The organism is Enterococcus lactis (assembly GCF_015751045.1).
In the GTDB taxonomy this organism is placed as follows: Bacteria; Bacillota; Bacilli; order Lactobacillales; family Enterococcaceae; genus Enterococcus_B; species Enterococcus_B lactis.
On record NZ_BNJW01000001.1, the window covers coordinates 65,900 to 89,982 of the forward strand.

21 protein-coding genes and 1 pseudogene are annotated in these 24,083 nt (G+C 39.9%); 4 read left to right on the top strand and 18 right to left on the bottom strand.

The window, feature by feature from the left end:
* Nucleotides 1-2 precede the first annotated feature (2 nt).
* From KFO35_RS00405 to KFO35_RS00440, 8 genes are all read right to left on the bottom strand, one after another.
* The gene (locus tag KFO35_RS00405; RefSeq protein WP_002292001.1) at nucleotides 3-440 is read right to left on the bottom strand and encodes a hypothetical protein; all 438 of its coding nucleotides are present in this window, start codon (nucleotides 438-440) and stop codon (nucleotides 3-5) included.
* Nucleotides 441-501: 61 nt separating this feature from the next.
* The gene (locus tag KFO35_RS00410; protein ID WP_002314874.1) at nucleotides 502-1,173 is read right to left on the bottom strand and encodes an LCP family glycopolymer transferase; all 672 of its coding nucleotides are present in this window, start codon (nucleotides 1,171-1,173) and stop codon (nucleotides 502-504) included.
* Nucleotides 1,174-1,356: 183 nt separating this feature from the next.
* Complete coding sequence (locus KFO35_RS00415) at nucleotides 1,357-1,755, bottom strand: P-II family nitrogen regulator (RefSeq protein WP_002292005.1); 399 nt, start codon at nucleotides 1,753-1,755, stop codon at nucleotides 1,357-1,359.
* Nucleotides 1,752-2,525 (bottom strand): DUF1538 domain-containing protein, encoded by a 774-nt coding sequence (locus KFO35_RS00420; RefSeq protein ID WP_128492195.1) that lies wholly within the window; start codon nucleotides 2,523-2,525, stop codon nucleotides 1,752-1,754. The genes KFO35_RS00415 and KFO35_RS00420 overlap by 4 nt, the downstream gene beginning before the upstream one ends.
* Nucleotides 2,522-3,205, bottom strand: coding sequence for a DUF1538 domain-containing protein (locus tag KFO35_RS00425; RefSeq protein WP_002292009.1), 684 nt, complete (start codon nucleotides 3,203-3,205; stop codon nucleotides 2,522-2,524). The genes KFO35_RS00420 and KFO35_RS00425 overlap by 4 nt, the downstream gene beginning before the upstream one ends.
* A gap of 167 nt (nucleotides 3,206-3,372) precedes the next feature.
* Nucleotides 3,373-4,260, bottom strand: a complete 888-nt coding sequence (locus KFO35_RS00430) for a carbohydrate ABC transporter permease (protein ID WP_156271798.1) — start codon at nucleotides 4,258-4,260, stop codon at nucleotides 3,373-3,375.
* Complete coding sequence (locus KFO35_RS00435; protein WP_070705047.1) at nucleotides 4,257-5,126, bottom strand: carbohydrate ABC transporter permease; 870 nt, start codon at nucleotides 5,124-5,126, stop codon at nucleotides 4,257-4,259. The genes KFO35_RS00430 and KFO35_RS00435 overlap by 4 nt, the downstream gene beginning before the upstream one ends.
* Before the next feature lie 136 nt (nucleotides 5,127-5,262).
* Nucleotides 5,263-6,549 carry an ABC transporter substrate-binding protein gene (locus tag KFO35_RS00440; RefSeq protein ID WP_002306538.1) on the bottom strand — a complete coding sequence of 429 codons (1,287 nt, stop codon included), beginning with the start codon at nucleotides 6,547-6,549 and terminating at the stop codon, nucleotides 5,263-5,265.
* Between the two features lie 324 nt (nucleotides 6,550-6,873).
* Between KFO35_RS00440 and KFO35_RS14070 the strand changes: the two are divergent.
* From KFO35_RS14070 to KFO35_RS00450, 3 genes and pseudogenes are all read left to right on the top strand, one after another.
* A pseudogene (locus KFO35_RS14070) lies at nucleotides 6,874-7,083 on the top strand (response regulator); the annotation flags it as partial.
* A 318-nt stretch (nucleotides 7,084-7,401) separates the two neighbouring features.
* Nucleotides 7,402-8,331, top strand: a complete 930-nt coding sequence (locus KFO35_RS14075) for a helix-turn-helix domain-containing protein (protein ID WP_025476745.1) — start codon at nucleotides 7,402-7,404, stop codon at nucleotides 8,329-8,331.
* A gap of 46 nt (nucleotides 8,332-8,377) precedes the next feature.
* Nucleotides 8,378-10,057 carry a cache domain-containing sensor histidine kinase gene (locus tag KFO35_RS00450; protein WP_070705044.1) on the top strand — a complete coding sequence of 560 codons (1,680 nt, stop codon included), beginning with the start codon at nucleotides 8,378-8,380 and terminating at the stop codon, nucleotides 10,055-10,057.
* Between the two features lie 80 nt (nucleotides 10,058-10,137).
* Here KFO35_RS00450 and pheA read toward each other — a convergent pair whose 3' ends face one another.
* From pheA to KFO35_RS00500, 10 genes are all read right to left on the bottom strand, one after another.
* Nucleotides 10,138-10,962 carry a prephenate dehydratase gene (pheA, locus tag KFO35_RS00455; RefSeq protein WP_002309043.1) on the bottom strand — a complete coding sequence of 275 codons (825 nt, stop codon included), beginning with the start codon at nucleotides 10,960-10,962 and terminating at the stop codon, nucleotides 10,138-10,140.
* Nucleotides 10,959-11,468 carry a shikimate kinase gene (locus tag KFO35_RS00460; RefSeq protein ID WP_156271800.1) on the bottom strand — a complete coding sequence of 170 codons (510 nt, stop codon included), beginning with the start codon at nucleotides 11,466-11,468 and terminating at the stop codon, nucleotides 10,959-10,961. Before KFO35_RS00460 ends, pheA begins: the two co-directional genes overlap by 4 nt.
* Nucleotides 11,461-12,756: a 3-phosphoshikimate 1-carboxyvinyltransferase gene (gene aroA / locus KFO35_RS00465; protein ID WP_002314867.1), complete on the bottom strand. Its 1,296-nt coding sequence runs from the start codon at nucleotides 12,754-12,756 to the stop codon at nucleotides 11,461-11,463. Before aroA ends, KFO35_RS00460 begins: the two co-directional genes overlap by 8 nt.
* A gap of 12 nt (nucleotides 12,757-12,768) precedes the next feature.
* Nucleotides 12,769-13,860 carry a prephenate dehydrogenase gene (locus tag KFO35_RS00470; RefSeq protein ID WP_002292024.1) on the bottom strand — a complete coding sequence of 364 codons (1,092 nt, stop codon included), beginning with the start codon at nucleotides 13,858-13,860 and terminating at the stop codon, nucleotides 12,769-12,771.
* Nucleotides 13,861-13,876: 16 nt separating this feature from the next.
* Complete coding sequence (gene aroC, locus KFO35_RS00475) at nucleotides 13,877-15,043, bottom strand: chorismate synthase (RefSeq protein WP_002314866.1); 1,167 nt, start codon at nucleotides 15,041-15,043, stop codon at nucleotides 13,877-13,879.
* Between the two features lies 1 nt (nucleotide 15,044).
* On the bottom strand, nucleotides 15,045-16,109 hold the full coding sequence (gene aroB / locus KFO35_RS00480; RefSeq protein WP_025477235.1) for a 3-dehydroquinate synthase: 1,065 nt from the start codon (nucleotides 16,107-16,109) through the stop codon (nucleotides 15,045-15,047).
* 32 nt (nucleotides 16,110-16,141) lie between these two features.
* Nucleotides 16,142-17,164 (bottom strand): 3-deoxy-7-phosphoheptulonate synthase, encoded by a 1,023-nt coding sequence (gene aroF / locus KFO35_RS00485; protein WP_002292027.1) that lies wholly within the window; start codon nucleotides 17,162-17,164, stop codon nucleotides 16,142-16,144.
* Between the two features lie 674 nt (nucleotides 17,165-17,838).
* Entirely contained in the window at nucleotides 17,839-18,813 is a 975-nt protein-coding gene (locus KFO35_RS00490; RefSeq protein WP_002314864.1) for a beta-galactosidase small subunit, read from the bottom strand.
* Entirely contained in the window at nucleotides 18,794-20,677 is a 1,884-nt protein-coding gene (locus KFO35_RS00495; protein WP_025477234.1) for a glycoside hydrolase family 2 TIM barrel-domain containing protein, read from the bottom strand. The genes KFO35_RS00490 and KFO35_RS00495 overlap by 20 nt, the downstream gene beginning before the upstream one ends.
* A gap of 17 nt (nucleotides 20,678-20,694) precedes the next feature.
* The gene (locus KFO35_RS00500) at nucleotides 20,695-22,920 is read right to left on the bottom strand and encodes an alpha-galactosidase (RefSeq protein WP_002314862.1); all 2,226 of its coding nucleotides are present in this window, start codon (nucleotides 22,918-22,920) and stop codon (nucleotides 20,695-20,697) included.
* 113 nt (nucleotides 22,921-23,033) lie between these two features.
* On the opposite strand from KFO35_RS00500, the gene KFO35_RS00505 reads away from it, so the two are divergent.
* Nucleotides 23,034-24,068, top strand: a complete 1,035-nt coding sequence (locus KFO35_RS00505; RefSeq protein ID WP_002314861.1) for a LacI family DNA-binding transcriptional regulator — start codon at nucleotides 23,034-23,036, stop codon at nucleotides 24,066-24,068.
* Nucleotides 24,069-24,083 lie beyond the last annotated feature (15 nt).

Consider the following 24,083-nt stretch of genomic DNA (forward strand, 5'->3'; position numbering starts at 1 on the left):
CCTTAAACATTCGTTTCGAATTTTATGCCACATGTTTTGCATGTCACGCGTATTCGTCCTTTTCCTCTAGGCGCACGCTGCTTTTGATGACAATTCGGGCACTCAAAAAAAGTATAGCTTTTTCGTTCCGTTTTAGCTTGCTTTTTGTTTCTCATCTGATGATATTTTTCTTTGACTTTATCAAAATATTCCAAATAACGTTGATTTTCATTTAGTCTAGGATAGATTTTTTTTGATAGAAAACGAAATAGCATCCATCCGAAAAAGACGATGAACAACAATTGCCCGATTCTAAATGGCAACCACCGACTTAGTAAACTAAAAAAAAGTGCGATAATCAATAGAACCCGATTCAATTGATCAAATTTTGCATATCTTCCCTGCATAAGTTTTTGATAGTTCTGCTGAAACCGTATCAGTCTTTCTAACCATGTTTGCATCCTATTATCTCCTCCATCATCTATCATTCATTATGACAAAAAAAACAAAAAAGAAAAAGCCTTAATTGGCCTTTTCCATTGCGACTTGATGAAGGACATTCCGATTTCTGGTAAAGTCGATCACAATCACTTTCTTTTTATCTTCTCTGTTGACTACACGGAATGTGTCCGTCAATGGCAAAAACAGCTTCTTAGATGGTAGCTGTTGCATACGTATAAATCGATGGATCATCGTAATCAATTGAGGGAATTGAATGGACGTATGAAGCAGATTTGGATATTTTTTCAACAGTTGAGTCGTTTTGATCAAATTCCGTTTTTTACTGATTACTTTTAAAAAGCTTTTTAGAATCTTTTGCTGACGTCTAAAAATAGAAAAAGAATTTTCATCATCTATTTGATAACGCATTTGTTTCTGTAGTTCTGCTGCAGTCAAATGAATCTTCCCATCATTCGTATCGATCATCAAACCTTCTGGGAATAGCTCAACGACTGCTCGATCCCAGGATTCAAGAGAAAGCTCGATATAATCTTTTACCGGTAATTCCAATTCTACCTCAAAAAAGTGCAAAACAGCCGATAGTCCTTCTGCTTGATAAATTTCTCCTAATGTTAGTCCCTCTAGATGGAACTCTGGTGAAAAATGCAGCAATGTTTTATTTTCCTGCAATTGAACATATAGAAATGTAGACCGCTCAATCAGAGTATCTTTTAAAACAACTAAAAAATTCATTTTTCTCCCCCTTTTTTCATCATTTTTAAAATAGCATATTTTGAAAAGAATGTCTGATGCTTAGAGAAGAATTTCATAAAAATTTACTATTTCATAAGTATTCACGAAAAAACCTAAACAAAAAAGCGGAAATAACGTTCATCCGCCTTCTTATTTAGGTTTATTTTTTCTTCAAATGCTTGTCTATGATTCAGGATTTTCTCTATCGTTAGTTTCATCCAAAAGTTCCTGCATCCCGATAATTTCCCGATACTGATGAATCTTAGTGATACCAATTACTTTATCTACATCAATACTAAAACAAATCCCGTTACCTGGAACATCGATGTTGATGCCTTGACCAATCGCATCCATCACTTGATTCGTCAAACTATCTGGTACTAATGTCAAAACAACATCTTTTTCTGGCGAGATGTCCAAACCTAAAAATTTCCCTGAATCATGTACACCAGAACCACGACCATGCAAGATTGTACCGCCAGCTGCACCTGCTTCTTTTGAAAAGTCGATGACATCTTCACCTGTTCCTCCGTCCACGATCGTCACAATCATGTGAAGATTCAATGCTACAAGATCTTTCATTTGCTTCCCCCCAATTTTTGCAATCTTTCTTTTTCGATTCTGTCTTTTTCATCTTTTCGTTTATAAATATATCCTAGTACTAAAGTGGATAATATTGGTGTCAATGCAATCATTGCAACCACACCAAACCCATCAATGATCGGATCTCTTCCCTCAATTTGTGCAGCGATCGCCACGCTCATTGATAAAATAAATGTCGAACACATCGGACCCGTTGCTACTCCACCGTTGTCAAAAGCCATTGCTAAAAAGATCTTGTCCACTTTTCGTCCTAAAATAAATGCTAGCCCATATCCTGGGATCAAGAAATAATAAAGAGAGAATCCGACGAGCAAACGCCACATAGACAATCCTACTGCTGCGCCAATCCCAATCGAAATCACCATCAGCATGACTTTCGACCGGATCCTCCCTTCACTCAATTCTTCAACCTGTTTGACCATTACATGAATCGCCGGCTCAGCAAACCCTACTAGGAACCCCATCAAAAAGCCAAGTGGAACCAATATATAATTATAGGGCAATCCAGCGATCGTACTACCTAAATGCTGTCCTACCGGAACGTAAGCCATATTGACTCCTTGCAGGAAAAGGATCAACCCAATAGTCGTTATCAAGAAGCCTTTCATAATGTCAAAGAAACGCTTCTTGCGCATACGAAAACTAATGATATTCATCAAAACAAATAGAATCACGATAGGGGCCACTGCTAAAATAACTTCCATAGTAACGATCTCGATACCATCTATCACTTGCTGCCAGAAATTCATTGGAAGATCACCCCCAAAATCATTACGGCAAGAATTGGTCCTAATGAAGCAATACCAACCATCCCAAAGCTGTCATTTTCATTTTTCTTTTGTTTGATCATACTAGTCATCCCTCCGGCAAGGGCCAAGATAAATGGAACAGTTACTGGACCAGTAGTCACTCCCCCCGAATCAAAAGCAATCGGCATGAATTCGGAACTGGTGAAGAACGAGGCGATCAAAACGCCTATGTAGCCTATAGCCATCAATTGATAATAGGATAGCTTGAATACGACCCGAAGCAGCGCAAAGGCTAGAAATACTCCAGTGCCGACGCTGACGATCCCAATCAGCAACACTCTGCCAATCTCTCCGTCAGATATATCATATACTTGTTGTCCCAAAACTTGCACGGAAGGTTCGGCAATCGTGATCACGATCCCGATAGCAAACCCCAAACTGACCAAAACAGCCAAACTTTTCTTTTTGATCATATATTTCCCTACTAGATCTCCGACTTCCATCATGGAATAGTCTGCCCCAAACAAAAAGAGCGTCATTCCGATCATCATGATAGCCGCACCTACCAAGAATGAAGCGAGGTCTTCTCCTTCTAACGGCGCAAAAACAAACGTTAAAATGACAATCAGGACGGTCATCGGCAATATGGCAGCAATCACTTCTTTAAAATTTTTTAGCATGTATCCTCCTCCTTTACTCTTTAAGTTTACCTTAAAATGAAAGAGTTTTCGAGTATAAACTTAAAACGTTATCTTTTAATTTTTCTCAACATAAAATAACACACGTCCCAAAAGTATCTTTTTACTTGGAAAAGATGACTTTGTAGGGACGCACTTGCTGTTGTTTTTTATTTTACAGAGCCGATCATTCCTTGAACGAATTGCTTTTGCAAAACAAAAAATACGATGGCAGTTGGTAAAGTAGCAATGACTAATCCAGCCATGATCATTCCATAATCTGGCGTATAGGAAGCACCCATAGCAGATAAAACAAGCGGAACCGTCCGTTTATCAGGAGATTGCAAAGCCACTAAGGGCCATAAATAATTGTTCCAACTGCTCATGAATGTGATGATTGCTGCCGCTGCATAGGTATTTTTAGCCGTCGGCATATATACTCTAAAAAAAATACTTAGTTCTTTTAGACCGTCTAATCGAGCGGCTTCTACTAGATCTTTTGGAAAGGATTTAACATTTTGTCGGAAGAAGAAGATCAAAAAAGCAGTGCTGACAGATGGTAAGATTACAACTAAGAAACTATTGATTCCCAAAATCGTTCCGTTCAATTGTGAAAACATTCGATACAAAGGAATCATCAACGCCGCAAAAGGAACCATCATCGATAGCAGTAGAATATTGAAAATCAAGTCTTTTCGCTTGCTTTGATAAATCTCAAACCCATATCCTGCCATTGAGGAAATCAGCAATGCAAACACAGTGGTCACTAAAGCGATCATTGCTGAATTCCAAAGGGAACGAGTAAAATTCAGTTCATTGGAAAACAAATTTTGAAAATTGATGATCAAGTTACTGCCAATCTTTATTTTTCCCGATGTGATATCCACGGGTGCATTCGTCATTCCCAGAATCATCCAGACAAAAGGGAAAATGGAAATAAATGATAGGATGCTTAATGCTGTATACTTTAATGCTGACCCAATTGCCGAACGAAGTCCTAAGGCTTGTTTTTTGACGTTGGGATGTTCGATCGTTTCTTTTTCTACCATGCTTTTCATCGACTCTCTCCTCCTACTTTCGTTTGGATTATCGACAATATCACAATAAAGGCAACAATAACAAAGGAAACTGCTGCCGCATATCCAAAATTAGGCGTGAATTTATAACTCAAATTATAGATGTATTGAGACAAGGTGGTCGTTGCATTTGCTGGACCCCCGCCAGTAATATTTTGTACTTCATCAAAAAGCTGCAATGTCCGGATCGTCGAAGTAATGGAAGTAAACAAAATGATCGGTTTTAAATTCGGGATCGTCACTTTGATAAACTGCTGCCATTTAGAAGCACCGTCAATAGATGCTGCTTCATAAATCTCCGAATCAATATTTTGCATGCCTGAAAGGAAAAAAATCATATTGTATCCAGTCCAACGCCAAGTGATCGAAAGAATGATCAGAACTTTCGCCCAAATTGGATGAGTCAGCCAGCCAATCGGTGTATCAATCATACCAATGCCCAACAACAAGTTGTTTACAAGGCCAGATTGAGAAAATAGACTTTTCATGATCAGAGAATAACTGACCATCGAAGTGATACACGGAAGAAAAATAGCTGTTCGAAACAACCCTTTATATTTCAGCTTTTTATCATTTAAGAGGTTGGAAATAAAAAGCGCTAGAAACAGCATGATTGGTACTTGAACTAGTAAATATAGGAACGTATTGAAAAAAGCTTTTTTAAAAGTAGCATCTGTCAGCATCCGCTGATAATTACCTAATCCGTTAAATCTCATATTGACAGGGGGACCACTTTGAAAAGACGTGATCAAAGCCAAAACCATCGGAATAAAAACCATGATCGATATCAAAATGACTGGCAAGATTAAAAAAGCATGCCCGTTTTTGAATAAATCTTTCTGCTTCATTCTTTTCCCTCCAATTCTATCATTGATTATTTAATTGAAAAGACAAGAAAGACAACGTCTGTAAGGCAGCCGCCATCTTTTTTGTCTTTTCGGTTGTCTGATGAAAAAGCAAAGAAATTTGCTTTTTTATCACCAATCAATTAGCCAACTGTGCTTCTACTTGTTTTTGTGTATCTGCTAGTACCTTGTCTGTCTCTTCTCCATTGATGATTCGATGAAGAGCTTCGGCTACGACTGCTTCAATTGCATAGGTCTCATGTCCGTAATTCACTTCTGGAATTTCTGATGTCCATTTGGAAAAATCATCAAAGACCTTTTGGCCACTGTAAAATTCTGAAGCTTCTTGATAAGCTTCTTGTTCATTTGCACTAAGCATCGTAGACACCAGTCCGATTTCTTTCGCAAGAGTGCCCATCAGTTCTTCATTCGATGCAAACGTTGCTTCGAGGAAATCTTTCGCTGATTCTTCTCCAGCTACTCCTTTGAGCACATACCAGCCAGCGCCGCCAAGGTTAGAAGCTTGCGCTTTTTGTAAACTTTCTGGCAGTGCAGGTATTGGCGCAATCTTCCATTTTCCAGATTGGTCTTCTGCTCCTTGGATCGTTGAAGAATACCAAGCGCCAGTTGGGCTAGAAGCTACTGCTCCTGATTGTATCGCAGTTACTCCAGCATTCCAGTCAGAGGTTTGTTCGACTAGGTCTTCTTTCAAAAGAGTAGCAAATAATTCAAGACCATACTTTAAAGATGCATTGTCTTGGATCGTGACCGTCTCCCCATCTTTGGACGTATACCATTCTCCCGCTTGTTGCATCATCATTCTTACTCGACCAAGATCAGAAGGATTGACTTCAGCGATTTTCTTTCCCGTCTTTTCTTTGACATCTCGCGCCACTTGAATATACTCGTCCCACCTCAGATTCTCCATGTCCTCTTCTGTATATCCTGCTTCAGCCATCAGATCCGTACGATAGAAGTTTGCTGTTACGCCCGAATCGAAAGGAACACCGTATATTTTTTCTCCTACTTTGTTTACCGCAAATTTATACGGTGCAAAATGATCTTCCTTTACAATAGCAGACAAATCAGCGAATGCATCTGGATAAGAAGTCAAATAGCCTTGTATCCTATAATCTTCAATCAAGACGATATTGGGCAATCCTTCTGTATTCCCGCTTGCTAAAGCGGTGTTCAGTTTCTGAACGATATCATCCTGAGACATCGTAACAACTTCTATCTCTGTTTCTTCGTTCTCATAAATTTTTTTTGCTTCATTCACTGCTTTGATATTGAATGTCTCATCCCACGCCCAAACAGTGACTTTTTCTTCGTTGTCTGCTGTGCTACTAGCACTTCCGCATCCTGTTAAGAAACCTGATGCTGCCGCTAAACAAACGACTCCAGCAATTAACTTTCTGATGTTCATTTTTATCCGCTCCTTTTCCATCCATTAGTTGTTTACGTTTGCTACATTCATCATACCAAAATTCGAAAACGGTTTCTTTATTATTCAGATACTTCAAAAATTTCTCCTAAAATAATAAAAAAATACAAATCAACTATGACAAAAGGAATAATCTTAGCATCTAGACCAAAGATCGAAAGGGTGGAGGTTTCTTTAAAATAAAAATATCCTTGCATTTTCTCCTAGAAATAAGTATTTTTAAATTACAAGACTATTCTTAAGGCGGGTAAAAAAATGCCAATACGCGTAATTCTTATCGATGATGAACAGACGATTTTAGACGGAATGAAACAGTTGATCAATTGGTCTGAGCACGGGTTTCAATTAATAGGAACTTTTTCCAGCCCGTTGAAAGCGTTTGACTTTTCTTTGGCACATGCAATCGATATCGTGGTCACAGATGTAATGATGCCTGAACTAAATGGGATCGAATTATCGCGGCTATTAAAACAGCAACAACCTGAAACACAGATTCTTATCCTCTCTAGCTATGATGAATTTGATATGGTTAAAGATTCTTTCAAATATGGCGTCGCTGATTATCTTTTAAAGCCTCGATTGAGTCCTGATTTTTTTCTAAATTCCTTAATTGCCGTTTCACAAAAAATCAAAAAAAAGCCCAACAAAAGCCCAATCACCGATCGTTATGAGCAGATCTGCGAGAATCTTTCACAGCAGATTGCTGGACAAACTCGTCCATTGCTTAACCCTCTTCTTTTTGAACACACCTTGTTTTTTCTGGTATATACCGAAAAACGGCCATTCAGTTCAAAACAAGGCTCTAAACAAAAACAGTCGATCATCCATTCGTTGATGGATAGCGACGATTCATTTACTATCTATCCCTTTTCTACCTTTTCGGAAGAATCCGGCTATGTGATCAATACTGATTCCAAAGATACGCTTAGGAAGTTTGTTCAAAAGTTTCGTCAAGAAATTTTTCCAGGTGATTTTTTTGTTGTTTCTGACTCTTTTGCAATCCAAGATATCAATGAAATATTCCAAGAAATCAGAAATTGTACCAAAGGACAACGTTTCTATCATAAGGGAAAGAACCTTGCTTATCAGCATGAACTTCTTCCGTTATCAACCAACCACGAGCAGCAAGCAAGTAGCTATTTAACAAAAATCGTTCATAAAGACTACGCTTTAGCTGTCAAAGAACTTGAGGTTTTCTTCACGACAATATTGGAACAGCCTATTGATCCAGCTTATTTGAAACATGAGGCAATCAATCGTTTCTATGCATTACTCAACGCTTTGGCTGACGAATATGTTGGGAATGAAGAACTTTCTTTGCTCAAGATCGCCCTTCCTTCTTTATTAGCCGATGCTGAGTACTTGGAAGATTTTTCTATTCTTGTCAAAGAAACACTTGAGAAACTCACCCACTTTTCTGCAAATGCAATAAAAGACAATTTCGATATCTTGACTTTGATCTACGAGTTCGTCCAGGAAAATTATGAGAAAGAAATCAATTTACAACTTCTATCCGAAAAATATCATTTTTCATATAGCTATCTTTCAGCTATCTTTACTGAAAAATTTGGCATCAACTTTTCAAAATATCTAAAAAAAGTCCGTATTAGTAAAGCCAAGCTCTTTTTAACGGAAACACGGCTTACTTTGACGGAAATCTGTGAGAAAGTCGGCTATACCGAACTGGGTTATTTCTCCAGAGTTTTTAAAGAAGAGACAGGAATGACACCTTCTCAATACCGTAAAGGAACTTTTGTAAAATGAGAAAAAAATCAAAGAGCATGAACTCTTTACCAAACTTCTGTTCATTTTGTTCATCGGTCTTTTTCTGCAGGCCATCGTCATCTCTTTGTTTATTTATCATCGATCAAGGGATGCCTATATCCAGCTGTTCAATCAATCGAATGATGTGGTACTAAAAAAGATCCAATCTGAATTTGAAGGCTTGAATGATGCAATCGAGAATACATTAGCCGCTTTTGATTCCAACCCAGCTGTCGAAAGCTATTTTTCCAATGGTCCAGTCCAACATATGGAACAGCTTCAGCAGCTAAGAACGATCCAAAAAATGAATGACTCTCTTTCAAAAATCCATCCAATGATCGATTACGATGTGTTGATCTTTGGAGAAAACGGAAGAACTTTTGTCGGAAACGACATGCTCACTGCCGTATCTGCCGATTCTTTTTTTCAATCTGCGATTGCCCAGAGAGTGAATGAACGTGCTGCTGATACACAAATGCTTTTTGCACAATACGGATTGACTCTTCGCGATAAGAAAGCACCCAGCGTCTTCTTTGTCAAAAAACTGAAAAACACATTGAATCACATTTACGGATATGCTGTTTTATCGATCTCATCTCAGCAACTAGCGAATCTTTTTCAATCTGTAGTAAATCCTGAGATATCGAAGATCTCCTTCATGAACGAAGAACAGACGATCATCGCATCAAATGAAGAAAATAGAATTGGGAGCCGATCAATGATTTTCAAAAAACTAACAGTAGGTGAAACAACGATTTCAAATGGACAGCAGTTGACCCGTCTTCCCCTGTACCGCCAGGATTGTACATTACTCAGTCAAGTCGATCTTCATTCTTTGTCTAACCAAATGGGCGTGATTTTCCCCATTATTTTGTATAATATCGTGACACTTGCTTTTGCTGGCTCATTGGCATTTATGTATTTGGATCGACACACAAAATCGATCTACCGCTTGATTGATTCGCTAAACTGGCTAGAGGAAGATGGCTTAAAAGCTACTGTTCCTGTACAAGGAAGCCATGAAGTCCAATTGCTAGGGAATACGATCAATCAATTGCTAAGTAATGCGCAGCATCATTATGAACAGACCATCCAAGACGAAAAGAAGAAACGTTCGCTTGAAATCCAAACTATGCAAGCACAGATACAGCCCCATTTCATTTATAATACGCTGACTAGCTTGAAATTTTTGATTTGGCAGAAAAAAACTGATGAAGCAGTTCAGGGAATCGACAGTTTCATTACTTTACTAAGAAGTACGATTGGAAAAAAAGAAGAAGTGATTCCAGTCAAGGAAGAAATCAAAAGCGTACAAAGTTACATTGATCTTTTGAGTATGCGATATGGCGAAAGAATCTCGGCTAAAATAATGATTCCTGATGAACTGCAGACATTGTCTATGCCGAATATGATCCTTCAACCAATTATCGAAAACGCCTATCTTCATGCTTTTCACAATAAAACGCAAGGATTCATCACGGTGTACGGCAAAACAAAAAATCAGCTTCTTTTATTCGAAGTGATTGATAACGGCGATGGCTTCGATACTGAAAATACCAAACAAAAAAATGATCATTTCTCAGGAATCGGCATCAGTCATGTAGATGAGCGGATACGCCTAATGTATGGAGATGCATATGGCATAACGATCCAATCAGTGATTGGGACAGGAACGACTGTAACGATTTGTCTCCCGCTTCTTTCTAAAAATCAATCAGAATATTAAAAATAAAGAATAGCCAAGCGCTGATTGATTTATTTTAAGTTAAATAAATCAATCAGTATTCTTGACTTTCATCTACGCGTCTATTCTACTGTCAATACTGGATAACAGCCCAATATTTGACTTTTTCCTCCGAGCATCTTGATTTCTTGGAGCGCATTCTCTACTAATGCCATTGGGCGGTCCAATAACAAATCGATTACGAAAAAATATTCTCCCAAGCTAGTTTTCAATGGTCGGGATTCAATCTTACTTAAGTTGATCTCCCGCCAGCCAAAAGCTGCCAGCATTTTATGAAGCATCCCTGGCCGATTAGCAGGCAGTGTCAAGATGACACTCATCTTTACTGGAGCTGGCTGCTGGCTGGTCATCTTTCGGTCACCGACGATCCAAAAACGTGTCTGGTTCAACTCATTATCTTGGATATTCTCAGCTAAGATCTCCAATCCAACATGCTGTGCTGTTTCTAATGAAGCAATCGCTGCTGCGTCTTCTTTCGGATGTTCTGCTACATACATTGCTGCAGCAGTTGTTGATTCTGTTGCTACTAAAGGAACATTAGGATAATGCGTTTCTAAAAACTGTTGTGATTGTGCTAGTGCTTGGGGATGAGAAAGGATTTTTGTAATCTTTGTTGCTGCATTGCCTAAAAGCTGCTGCTTGATAGGAAGAACGATTTCACTTTTAACTTCGACTTCTGGATGTTTGGAAAGAAGATCGATTGTGTGATGAACAGATCCTTCCAATGAATTCTCTACAGGAACGACAGCCAGATCCACCTGTTTGCGAAACAAAGCGCGCAAACAAGCAGGAATCGAAGCATACGCAGTCAATTGTTCTGTAGGAAATAGCTGGCAAGCCGCCTGATAAGTGAACGAACTTTCTGGCCCTAGATAGCTGACATTCATATGCTTTTGATCCTCTCTATAATGGTATCGATGATCTTTTCTGGTGTTTCATTGGTCGTGTTGATTCGAAGTGTCGCGCTCTCTTCATACCAGGAAAGTCGTTGTGCCAATAAGGCTTTTATTTCTTCTCTTGTTTTTCCAAGAGCTAACGGTCGAATAGACGTTTTATCTTGTTGGATACGATCGATTAGACAATCTGCTTCTGCCTCTAAGTAAAGAACAATTGGCTGTGTTTGTAAAAATTGCCGATTGGCAGCACATTGGACGATTCCTCCACCAGTCGTGATAATTTTATCTTCATTTGACAGCTTTCTTAAAACCTTTGACTCCACTTTTCGAAAGCTGTTTTCACCGTAATAGTGAAAATATTCGGCAATCGACAATTGGATATGTTCCTCAATCTTTGTATCTAAATCTACATACTCTTTTTGTAAACGTTGAGCTAACCCTTTACCGATCGTTGTTTTTCCAGCGCCCATGAAACCAATCAGCAAAATGCTAGCCATGAGCTTCTCCTCCTGACACAAGTTCTGCTAAATCATCGAAAAATGCCGGATAAGAGATTGAAACGGCTTCGGCTCCTTCTAGTTCGCAAGGTCCATCGGCTATCAAAGCAGCTACTTGCAGCATCATCCCGATTCGATGATCGCCTCTGCTAGAAACTTTTGCGCCATGCAGAGGTGTTGGTCCATGGATGATCAAACCATCTGCTGTTGCTTTTATCTTTGCTCCCATTTTTTGCAATTCTTCTGCCACCGCATCAATTCTGTTGGTTTCTTTTACTTTTAATTCTTCTGCGTCTTTAATGATCGTGATTCCTTCTGCTTGAGTAGCCACTAAAGCTAGAATTGGCAGTTCATCAATCAGACGCGGAATGATTTCTCCACCAATCGTCGCTTTCTTCAAATGACTCGTCTTGACACTTAAATCAGCCGATTGGTTCTGTTTATTGTGATTCGTCTGGGTAATCGCTGCGCCCATCTCCTCCAACACATCTAAGATACCTGTCCTTGTTGGATTGACCCCGACATTTTTTAACAACAGCTGGCTTTCCGGAACAAGAAGTCCTGCTGCTAGAAAGAAAGCAGCTGATGAAATATCACCTGGAACAGTGATCTGCTGACCGGTTAATTTTTGCGGTCCTGTCACCATGATTGTTTTATCTTCCACTGTGATCCTTCCACCAAATTGACGAATCATTTCTTCCGTATGGTTACGGGAACGTTCTTTCTCAACGATTACGGATGTACCTTCTGCTTGTAGTGCCGCAAACAGCAAAGCAGATTTGACCTGTGCACTAGCTACAGGCATATTGTATCGGATAGGTGATAAAGAGCGGGTTCCTGTCACAGTGATTGGTAAACACTGGTCATTTTCATTTCCTTGCAAGTCAGCACCCATCTCGCGTAAAGGCTCCATTACTCGCCCCATTGGACGTTTAGACAACGAAGCGTCACCGAACAGAGTCGTTGTAAAAGGCTGACCAGCCAAAATACCCATCAATAAACGACTCGTCGTACCGGAGTTTCCCATGTCGATGGGTTCAGTTGGTGGGACAAAGGAGTGGCTACCGCGACCATGAATATTGATCACCTCTTCCTCTTCTTCGATTTCGACGCCTAATTGTTGGAAGGCATGTAAAGTACTCAGACAATCTTCTGCGCGCAAAAAATTTTGTATAGTCGTCGTTCCCTCAGCAATTGCTCCAAACATGATGCTGCGATGAGAAATCGATTTATCTGCTGGTATCCTAACAGTCCCTCTTAATCCATGTATTTGTTGTAATAATCGCATTTATCCAGCCTCCTATTTGATCCAGCAATGATAACTGGTATTAGACATAATGGTTCTTTTTGCTTGTAACAAATCCTGTTGATTTTTGAAACTGATTTGCAGTATCCCTAAAATATCTTCTCGCGTCTCTTGGATCTTCAAATTAATCAAAGAAACTCCCGCTTTTCCGATCAGTCCAGTTACTTCTGCAATAACGCCAGGCTCATCTGGCACATCGATAAATAAATCAAAAAAGGCAGGGATTGCGCCTTGCTTATGGATAGGCAACTGGTCTCGACTTTCTTTTGCCCGATTGAAAAAAGAAAAGATTTCCGATTGGTTCTCAGTCATGATCCATTCTGCTATTTGTGTCATTTCTTGCTGCCAATCTGCCAATCGTTCCAATAATATCTGCTTATTGCTCAACAAAATATCTGTCCACATGACAGGATCCGAGGAAGCGATCCTAGTGATATCTCGAAAGCCTCCTGCTGCTAGTTGTTTGGCTCGCGGATATTCTTGATTGAATTGTTCTGCCTGATTGACTAAACCAGCTGCCAGAATATGTGGAAAATGACTTAGCATTCCTGTTATACGGTCATGTTCTCCTGCTGTAAGAGTCACATATTTTGCTTTGGTTCCGCAAAATAGTTCTTGCAGTTTTTCAACATCTTTTTTCGTCTTTTCCAAAGGTGTAAAGATGTAATAGGCATTTTCAAATAGTTTAGCATCTGCTGCCTGTATACCTGATTTGTGAGAACCAGCCATTGGATGTCCACCGACAAACCGAAGATTTTTCTGCTCAGCGGATGTCACGACTTGCTGCTTCGTACTGCTGACATCCGTAATGATGACGTGATCAGACAAGTTGATTCTTTCAAGGACATCAAGATAAGCTAAGGTTGTACGGACGGGAACGGCTAATAAGATAACGTCTGCTTGTTCTGCACCTGTTTCAAAATCATTTGCAACGTAATCAACGATCTGCTGTTCTACTGCTTGCTCACGGGTTTTTGACTGACTATCCCAACCAACTACTATCAGTTCTGGATTGGTCTGACGAATACAAAGTGCCATAGAAGCACCAATCAGTCCAAGCCCCACGATAAAAACATGTTGTGCCATCTTATTTGCCCCCTTTTTAGTAATGTTTCAAGTAGTCACGGTACTCCTTCACTGCAGCTTTCAACTCAACAAGCGAATCACTTGGGAATTTTGACAATATCTCTGTCGCTACCACAGTGGCTACAACATTTTCCGCAACGACACTAGCTGCAGGAACTGCTGTACTATCCGAACGTTCTACACTTGCTTTGTAAGGTTCTTTTGTATCGATATCAACGCTTTGAAGTGGCTTGTACAATGTAGGGATGGGTTTCATGACCCCGCGGATAATAAGTGGTTCGCCATTGGTCATTCCGCCTTCGAAGCCGCCTAGATTATTGCTACGTCGGAAGTAGCCTCGTTCTTCTTCCCATAAGATCTCATCCATCACTTCTGATCCTGGTAATGATCCAGCAGTGAATCCGACCCCAAATTCTACTCCTTTAAAGGCATTGATACTAACCACAGCTTGCGCGATTTTGGCATCTAGCTTCGTTTCCCATTGTACATAGCTTCCTAATCCAGCTGGAACGCCTCCAACGAGCACTTCTACAATTCCTCCGATCGTGTCTCCATTTTTCTTTGTCTGATCGATCAGTTCTTTTATTCTTTGCTCGACTGCTGAATCAACAACCCGTACTTCTGATGCTTCAGAAATTTCTTTGATTTCTTGAATGGAGATATTTCCAGGTATTTCTGCTTGGATTCCACCAAGACAAATCACGTGTCCGGCTACGATGATGTCAAGTTCTTCCAGAATTTTCTTGGCAATTGCGCCGATTGCTACACGCATGGTCGTCTCTCTTGCAGAGGACCGTTCAAGCACATTCCGAAGATCTCGATGATGGTATTTCATACCGCCTACCAAATCCGCGTGTCCTGGACGCGGACGTGCAACTCGCCGCAGTGATCGGTCTTTTTCAGGTACTTCTGCTACAGACATGACAGTTGTCCAATTTTTCCAATCTTTATTTTCTACCACTAAAGTGACAGGTGAACCAATTGTTTTGCCGTGACGGATGCCAGACGTGATCCGAACACGGTCTTTTTCGATCTTCATCCTTCCTCCTCTGCCGTAACCAGTTTGTCTGCGAGCGAGTTCGTAATTGATTTCTTCTTCTGATAGAGGTAACCCTGCTGGTAGTCCTTCAATAATCGCTGTTAATTCTGGTCCATGGGATTCTCCCGCAGTCATATAACGCATCTTACAGTCCTCCTAAGTAATCTTTGAATGTCTCTGTAGGAACAGGTACGATTTTTGCTTGCCCAATCTTTTCTAGCAAGATGATATTCAATTGGCTTCCTCTTGCTTTCTTATCATGGGTTATCGCGTGGAATAATTCCTCTGAATGACTTAGATCGTAAGTAATCGGCAGGTGGAATTTTTGGAGTATCCTTTCTAATGCAGCTGTCGATCCAGTTGGAGACAAGCCGATTTTTTCTGCATGAGAAGTGATGGCTACCATTCCAATAGCTACTCCTTCTCCATGACTGACTACCCCATATCCTGCTGTATTTTCAATTGCATGGCCAATTGTATGGCCAAAATTTAAAATAAGTCGATTTCCTTGGTCAAAGACATCTTCTTCCACTACTTTTCGCTTGATTTTCAACGTAGCAGTGATGATTGGAACAGCATGCTCTAAAAGATCTTTTTCGTCTTTCAGCTCATTCAGCTGTTGCCAAAGCATTGCATCTGCTATAGCTGCTGATTTGATGATTTCAGCGATCCCTTCTCGTAAACGACGTACCGGCAAAGTCTTTAGAACCTCAGGATCAATCAATACGCCAGCTGGCTGGCTAAATGTTCCGACAAGGTTCTTCGCTTTGTTTGTATTGACTGCTGTCTTCCCACCGATACTAGAATCTACTTGTGCAAGTAGCGTAGTCGGAAGTTGAACGAAATGGATCCCACGCATGAACGTTGAGGCCACGAATGCGGCTAGATCACCCACCATTCCTCCACCAAGTGCAAGTATTCCATCGCTGCGGGTAAAATCATTATCTGCCAAAAAATCGTATAACTCAGCTGCTTGTTCCAAAGATTTACTGGTCTCACCCGCCGGTACGATTGAAAGGACTGGTTCAAAATCAGCTTGTCTCAATTGGAACATGATTTTTTCCGCATACAGTGGAGCAACGTTGGTATCAGTGATTACAGCTACTTTTTGAGGCTTCCAAATCGTTTGAAGCCATGATCCAGCCTGTTCTAGTGCACCTTCTTCAATATGAATATCGTATTTCTGGTTATCAACATGTATAGTAAGCATTCGTTTCACTTCTTTCTTTTAAAAAGCTGGCATTAATCGAGTGTTTGGATCTTTTCCATTGCTTCTTTCATGATCGCCACTTCTTTCATCATGCGTGAGTAAGTCTTTTCATTCAACGATTGGGGACCGTCTGACCAAGCATTTGCAGGATCAGGATGAATCTCTACGATCATGCCATCTGCTCCGCTTGCCACACCCGCACGGGCCATTGGTGGTACAAGATCCCAAATACCTGTACCATGACTTGGATCAACGATCACAGGGAAATGAGTTAATTTTTTCATCAATGGGACAGCACTTAAATCAAACGTATTACGTGTAGCTGTCTCGTAAGTCCGAATCCCACGTTCGATAAAAATGACAGGAGATTTGTCTTCGACTGCAATGTATTCTGCAGCATTAAGCCATTCATTGATCGTACCAGAAATCCCACGTTTCAATCCAACAGGTTTACCTGTTTTGCCGACAGCAGATAGCAGTTTGAAATTTTGCATATTACGTGCGCCAATCTGTAGGATATCGCTGTACTCAGCCACCATGTCGATATGTCCTTCATCCATCACTTCAGTAATCACTTTCATTCCAAATTCATCAGCCGCTTGACGGATGTATTTCAATCCTTCTTCTTCTAAACCTTGGAAAGCATATGGAGAAGTACGTGGTTTGAAGGCACCACCTCGCAGAATTTTTGCGCCCCCGGCTTTAGCCATCCGCGCACATTCTCTGATTTGGTCTAATCCTTCGATAGAACAAGGACCAGCCATCGTCACAAAACTGCCGTCACCGATTTTTACTCCGTCTACATCCACGACTGTATTGCCAGGATGGAATTCTCGAGAAGTCAATTTGTATGTGTTCAAAATACGCACAGCATTTTCTACTCCTTCGTAGCGTGTAAATGCTCCTTCTTGTAAACTTCGCGTATCACCTTTTAGTCCAATCACTACTCGTTCTGTTCCTTGATCGATTGAGACTTTGAATCCTTCTTTTTCGATATGATCGACGACTTTTTTTACTTGTTCTTCCGTTGCTTCTTTTTTCATAATTACTATCATTGTTTTTCCCGCTTTCTTTTGTTTACTTATCTATCTTGGCTGATTTTCTCTACTTTTTCAAGTTGGTTTTACATAAATTCCTACTAAACGACCGTGTCCTATTGTTCTCATTTTCGCTCCTTCTTTCCTACTTATGAACCGGATAATCAACAAAAAAAGATGTCCCTGTAGGAAATTGCCTCTACAGTGAACATCTTCAACGAGCCTTAAAAAGCGCTGCAAAAATATAAAATAGCCACTATAGATGAATTTCTCTACGTGGCTGTAAGTCGTGTTTAAAAATCTTTAGCCATCATAGATACAAACTTGGTTTGTTTGTACCCACGAAGTCATGAATACAAACCTATCTAAAATAGCTAAAGTAATACGTATTCAGTTTTGTAAGTTTTCTAGATTTCATAAAAAATCGCTCCAAACTGATGTAAGAATTGTACCTAGTATAGACATAAAAAAATCGACTGTCAATCATTTTTGTGAAACTTTTTTTAATTTTCTGATATTTAACTTTATTTTTCAGAAAAACAACAATTGGTTTCATTGAAGAAAATAGTCATGAACAAAAGATTCTGAGAACTTTTTTGCTCGCTTGTTCATGACGTATCTTGTTCATGACGTATAGAATAAAGCAGCTTTGTCTTGTAAACTCTGTTTTTCAAATAATAATCTAAAGATCGCTACTGGATAATAAAGCTGATTTCATGGTCCTCTTCGCCGCTGATGCGATAAGGTGACTCAACATCCGCTCCCCAGCTATTGATACCCCCGACTCCTCTTACTTTTGCAAAAATCGTAAGAACCGTTCGTCTTTCTGGCGGTAGTTCTTCTATATGTGTCGCCTGTTCCAGTTCTTCTGCTTTGAATGGTAAAGCGGAAAAAGCAAATGGCGTATCCTGCTGTTCAAATCGCAACGAAAAGTCTTCTTGATCTTTGTCCGTATTATCCAATGTTTGATTTCTTGTCAGTTCTAGCCATTTCGTTTCCATATGCATACCGCATTCTTGGGGAACAAGATATGGAGGGATAGGGAGTCCTTCCACTTTATAAATACCTTCGATACCACCAGCCAGCCGATCCGGATATGTTTCCCCTGATAAACCCTCATACTCAAAGAATTTTGCTTTTGTTGGTATAATGAACCTTATACCCAATGCTGGTAATTCCGGCAACCCTTTTTGTCCAACATAATGCATTTTAACAAGCATTTTACCCTCTCCAGCGATTTGGTAGGAAATTGTCACTTGTGTTTTTGGTACTGTGTTGATTTCCAGTGTAAAAATGATTTCAACTGTTCCAGCGTATTCATTACTTGAATATTGATTATTTACTGGGGCAATCGGCAAATCGATCTTTTTATTGTCCACCAGTACTTCTATTTCTTTGACTTTTGGATACAATCCGGCTCCTAACCACATACCAGATTTAAATCCAAATCCGCTACCTCTGTCATTATCGGTCGTTGCCCGCCAAAAAACTGGAAGTGTTTCCCGGTATAGCCATTCTTTTCCGTTTTTATTGAGCGATTCCAGTCCGCCTCTTGTATAAGAAAAAATATAATGCGTATTCCCCGATTTGACACCTAATGTACAGTCGCCGAAGACGATTGCAACTTTTTCTGTCTCCATATGACTTTTATTTACTGTATTTTTCATAATAATATCTTACCTCCTGCATGGCGGGTTTTTCTTGTCCATCTGCAAAAACGATTCCATTCCCTGAGAATTCATAGTCACTTGGTTTATCGTCAAAGTCACCGCCATAGCGCATCACTTCTCTACCAGTGATTGGATCAGTCACTTGGATCGCCTGATCTTTAAAATCCCATATATAGCCTCCTTGGTACATTTCATAACGATCAAGCAACGTCATGTAAGAATCCATTCCACCTAACGAATTCCCCATGTCATGCATGTATTCACATAAGATGAACGGTTTTTCCGCTTTATTTTCAAGGTAGTCAACGATCTCTTCTGGTGGCGCATACATGCAGCTTTTTACATCTGAAATCGAATCTTCGAATGCTGGATTTGGAAAATTCCCTTCATAATGAACAAGTCGATCCGGGTCTACTTTTTTGAAGTAATCGTTCATTTGTCGAATGTTTTCTTCCGCATAGGATTCATTTCCAAGAGACCAAAAAAGAATGCTTGGATGGTTTTTTAATGTTTCGAAATTCGTTTTTGCCCGATCAAGAACAGCAGATTGCCACTGAGGTACTGCACCTGGCACGTTGTAAGAAGGCTCAAATGCACCCATTTTTTGCCATGAGCCATGGGATTCGAGGTTCGTTTCCGCCATCACGTGGATACCTGCTTGGTCGCATAAATAATACCAAGTGATCTGGTTGGGGTAATGAGATGTCCGTACGCCGTTGATCTTTGCATTTTTTATGATAGCCAAATCTTTTTCCATATCTTCTATAGTGATGGCGCGTCCTTTTTTTGGATGCCACTCATGTCGATTTACCCCGTTGATGATCATCCGTTTTCCATTGAAGTATATGATTTTATCTTTGATTTCGATTTTACGAAAACCGAAGGAATAGTTAATATACTCCGTTACTCTTTTTTCTTCGTCTATCGTCTCCAATTCAAGCTTATATAAATTGGGCTGAAAATGCCCCCACAATGCCACGTTTTCAAATCCATCGATCCGAATCGTCATTTGTTCTTTTAACGGATATTGCTGTTGATAGATTTCCTTCCCCTCAGGATCTAGTATCGCTACATTCAGCTGACTGTTTTTGGCTACTTGCTCAAAAGACAAATCTACTTCAAGTTTACCATTTTGACATTTGTCATCTAAGCGAGGTTTGATCCAAAGATCTTCTAAATGGTTTTGTCCTCGAGCAACTAAGAAGACCTCTCTGAAGATCCCAAAAAATCGGAAAAAGTCCTGATCTTCCAAGAATGCAGCTGTACTTCTTTTGTAAACCTCCACAGCTAGAATATTTTCTTCTTCCAAATAAGGTGTTAAATCAAATTCAGACGGAGTGAACGAATCTTCGGCATAGCCGATAAAATGACCATTCAACCAAAGGAACATTGCTTGTTCTACACCAGCAAAATGTATCGAGATTTGTTTTCCCTTTAGACCTTCTTCTAATCGAAAAGTCGTCAAATAGGACCCCACCGGATTGTCTTTAGCAGCTGAAAATATCCCTTCAGCCTCTTTCTCAGGGCTTGTCGTGAAAGGGGGACGGCGAAATACATGTCCCTCCCACGGATACATCGTATTGATGTAATGGATCTTGTCATAATTTGCTAATTCAATATGACTAGGAACAGTGATTTCATCAAAAGAACAGGCATCAAAATCTTTTTTATAAAATGTTTTTGGACGTACCGAAGGATTTGGCGAATAACAAAAACGCCATGTTCCATTTAAAGACTGTTTAAGGGATGATGTGGTTTCTACTTCTTCCCTTGTTGCATAGCAAACATGATCACTATGCGCATTTGATTGGTTCACTCTAAAAACTTGTGGATCATCTAACCATTTTATATTTGCTTTCATACTTTTTTCCTTCTCTCTCATAACTTTTTGAAATGAAGCAGCTCTGTTTGGAAATCACCTTGAAAATCAGGGAAGTAAAGTCCGACTGTCATCAATTCGGCCCCCGAAAATAGCCGCTTCGAGGTCTGTTCCTGATAAAGTGCCTCATCATCTAACCCCAACAGATATACTTCATGGAACGCTGGTTGAGCTGAAGCTAGTATCCTCCCTAAAAACACAATAGCTTCATCTTGTTTAGGAGACACAAACATCCATGCGACAATATTTTCTTCAAAAGGACTCGCCAAACGATAATAATGGCCGTACTGGATCACGGGACGAATCGTTTGATAGGATATAATTTGTTCTTTGACTTGCTTTTTTTCTTCAGGAGACAGCTTTGTCAAATCCAGTTCATAACCAAAAACAGCGCTCATAGCTGTTTCTCCTCTTGTTTTCAACGAAGTAGATCTGCCAGTCTGATGATTTGGTACAGCTGATACATGAGCCGTGATGGACGAAATCGGATAAGCAAGACTTGTTCCATATTGGATTTTCATACGCTCCACTGCATCCGTGTTATCACTTGTCCATGACTGCGGCATATAATAAATAAAACCAGCATCAAACCGCCCACCTCCACCAGAACAGCCTTCCCATAAGATTTCCGGATAATCAGCTGTCAAATGTTCGAGTAGTTCATAAAGCCCAAGCATATAACGATGCGCTACTTCTCCTTGTCTAAGTGGGTCAAGGGTAATCGAATAGATATCTGAAAGCGAACGATTCATATCCCATTTGATGTAGTCAAGAGGAATCGTGTCTAAAATCTTTCTCATTTGTTTCTCAATCGTCTGCCGAACATCTAACCTTGTAAAATCCAGTACATGTTGTGATCTGGAAGCAGAAGGCATTCTACCTGGCACCTGCATAAGAAAATCAGGATGTGTTCGATACAGTTCAGAATCAATGGAGATCATTTCTGGTTCAAACCATAAACCAAATTTCAATCCTTTGCTATGAGCATAATCTGCTATTTCACGTAATCCATTTGTCAACTTGCCTTTATACTCGAACCAGTCTCCTAATGAAGAATTGTCCGCATCTCTTTTTCCAAACCAGCCATCATCTAATACGAACATTTCGATGCCTAGCTCCTTTGCTTCATCAATGATCGCTTTGATTTTTTCACTATTGAAGTCAAAGTAAGTGGCTTCCCAGTTATTGACAAGAATCGGCCGTTCAGCAAATTGATGACGACCTCTTGCGATTCTTTCACGTAGCAACTCATGGTGGATCTGACTCATTTTGTTCAATCCCTGACTTGAGTAAGAAAGGATCATTTCAGGTGTTTGAAAAGACTGATTTGCATTCAATTCCCACGAAAAACAATGGCTGTTGATCCCACCGACGACTCTCAATTGATTGATCTGATCTTTTTCAAGTTCGAAAGAATGGTTGCCGGAATAAACAAATTGAAGTCCAATCGCTTCTCCAGTATTTTCTGTCGTATGATGATGAACTAAAGCAATAAAGTTATTCATATGGTGACTGCTCGTTCCTCGACGGCTTTCAAATACTTTTGTTCCAGATAAAAGAGATTGCCGTGAGATCTGTCTTTCATTGACATGTGCTCCTGGCAAAGCAATGACTTCATCAAATCGCCTAGTATGGGCAAAATCTAACTGGAAACTAGCTGCTTTTTCTAGTTTGATTGTTTCTCTAGTTTCATTTCTTATCTTTACAGATCGTGTGATCACTGCTCTATCACTAAATATGGTATAGAACAAATCGAAATAAATCGCTGTTTCTCTATCCTTAAGTGAAATCACCAACGTTTGTGCCTCTGACTTGTCTAGCACATAAGTTTGAGGCAAGCCTTCGATGTCTGGCTTCCCATCTGTAATATAATTACTATCATATCTCAGATCCAGTAAGTCTGACCCATTCTTGCGCTGAATGATCGATGCGGGCGTTCGAAAGTCCATGCTGCCATGAGAAGAGTATTCTTGTGGTAGTGTATCTTTCGACAGAGACCGGTCAGGATTTAAGGGAATATTTCCTGAAAATCCACGATCTCTTCGGGGATAATTTTTATTGTCTTTGTACTGCTTGACTGGTTTGCCAAAATAAATATGCGCCAATACATTGCTCTCTTCTATCTTTATCAGATAAGAAAGAAATGTATTTCGTAAATGGAATACTCGGCTCTTTTCATCAAATAAGATGAAATTTTTTTCTGTTTTTTTATGCGTAATATCCATCATTTCACTCCCACCAAAACGGAAACCGTTTACTTTTTTTATAATTCCTGTATACTGTTTACTAAACAATTTTGTCAATAGAAATTTTTTGTTTTTTTGAGGAGTGTGTAAAAATGGTTGGAATTAGAGATGTCGCACGAAAGGCAAATGTCTCTCCTGCTACAGTTTCCCGCGTGTTGAATAACGATCAGACGATCCATGTGGCTCAGGCTACTCGGCAACGAATAGTAGAGGCAGCAGCTGCGTTGGATTATGATATCAGTACTCGAAAATATATCAAAAAGAGAATGCCTTCGATTGGTGTGATCTCTACGATCGGCAAAGCGAGCGAAGAACATGATATCTATTACAAACATTTGCGAGTAGGGATGGAAGAAGAAGCTCGACGTCTGCATTTAGGGATGAATCGAATCTATAATCTATCTGATAATCCTAAACAATGGGAAGATCTAGATCAGTTAGGTGCGGTGATCGTTGTTGGGACCGTTACGAAAGAATCGATTACCGCCTTATTAAAACAAAACATGCAAATAGTCGTCGTGGATAACCCTGACATCCAGCAAGAGGTCGATATGGTTTATGCAGATCTTGAACGGATGACTAAAACCGTACTGGAATTGTTCTTAGAAAATGGCCATAAAAGAATAGCCTATATTGGGGGGTATAAAGTCGATATGGATGAACTGGGTGGGAAGCAGATTTCTATAAACGAAAAGAGAATGCGTGCCTATCAGCATTTTATGATCGATCATCACTTAGAAAAATATATGTCTTATCGTCTAGGTGGCTGGACAGAAAAACAAGGTGAGGGACTTGCGACTGATCTATTAGAAAATGAATCCCCTCTTCCTACTGCCATTCTTGTCGGGAGCGATCCAATGGCAATCGGTGTCTATCGGGCATTGAAACAAAAAAATATCCAAATTGGAGAAGAGATTGTTGTAGCAAGCTTTGATAATATCGAGACAATCGCAAACCTCTCCCCTGGCTTGACCAGTGTCCAAATCAATGCGAAATCAATTGGGCAAGCAGCTGTTCGAATGGCATTGGAGCGAATTGACGGAATACGGGACGAACCAATCATTTTGACTTATCCTGCACGATTGATTGTTCGGGAAAGTTTTATCCCAAGAACAAAAAGGTATTAAAAGAGAGGTTGTAAA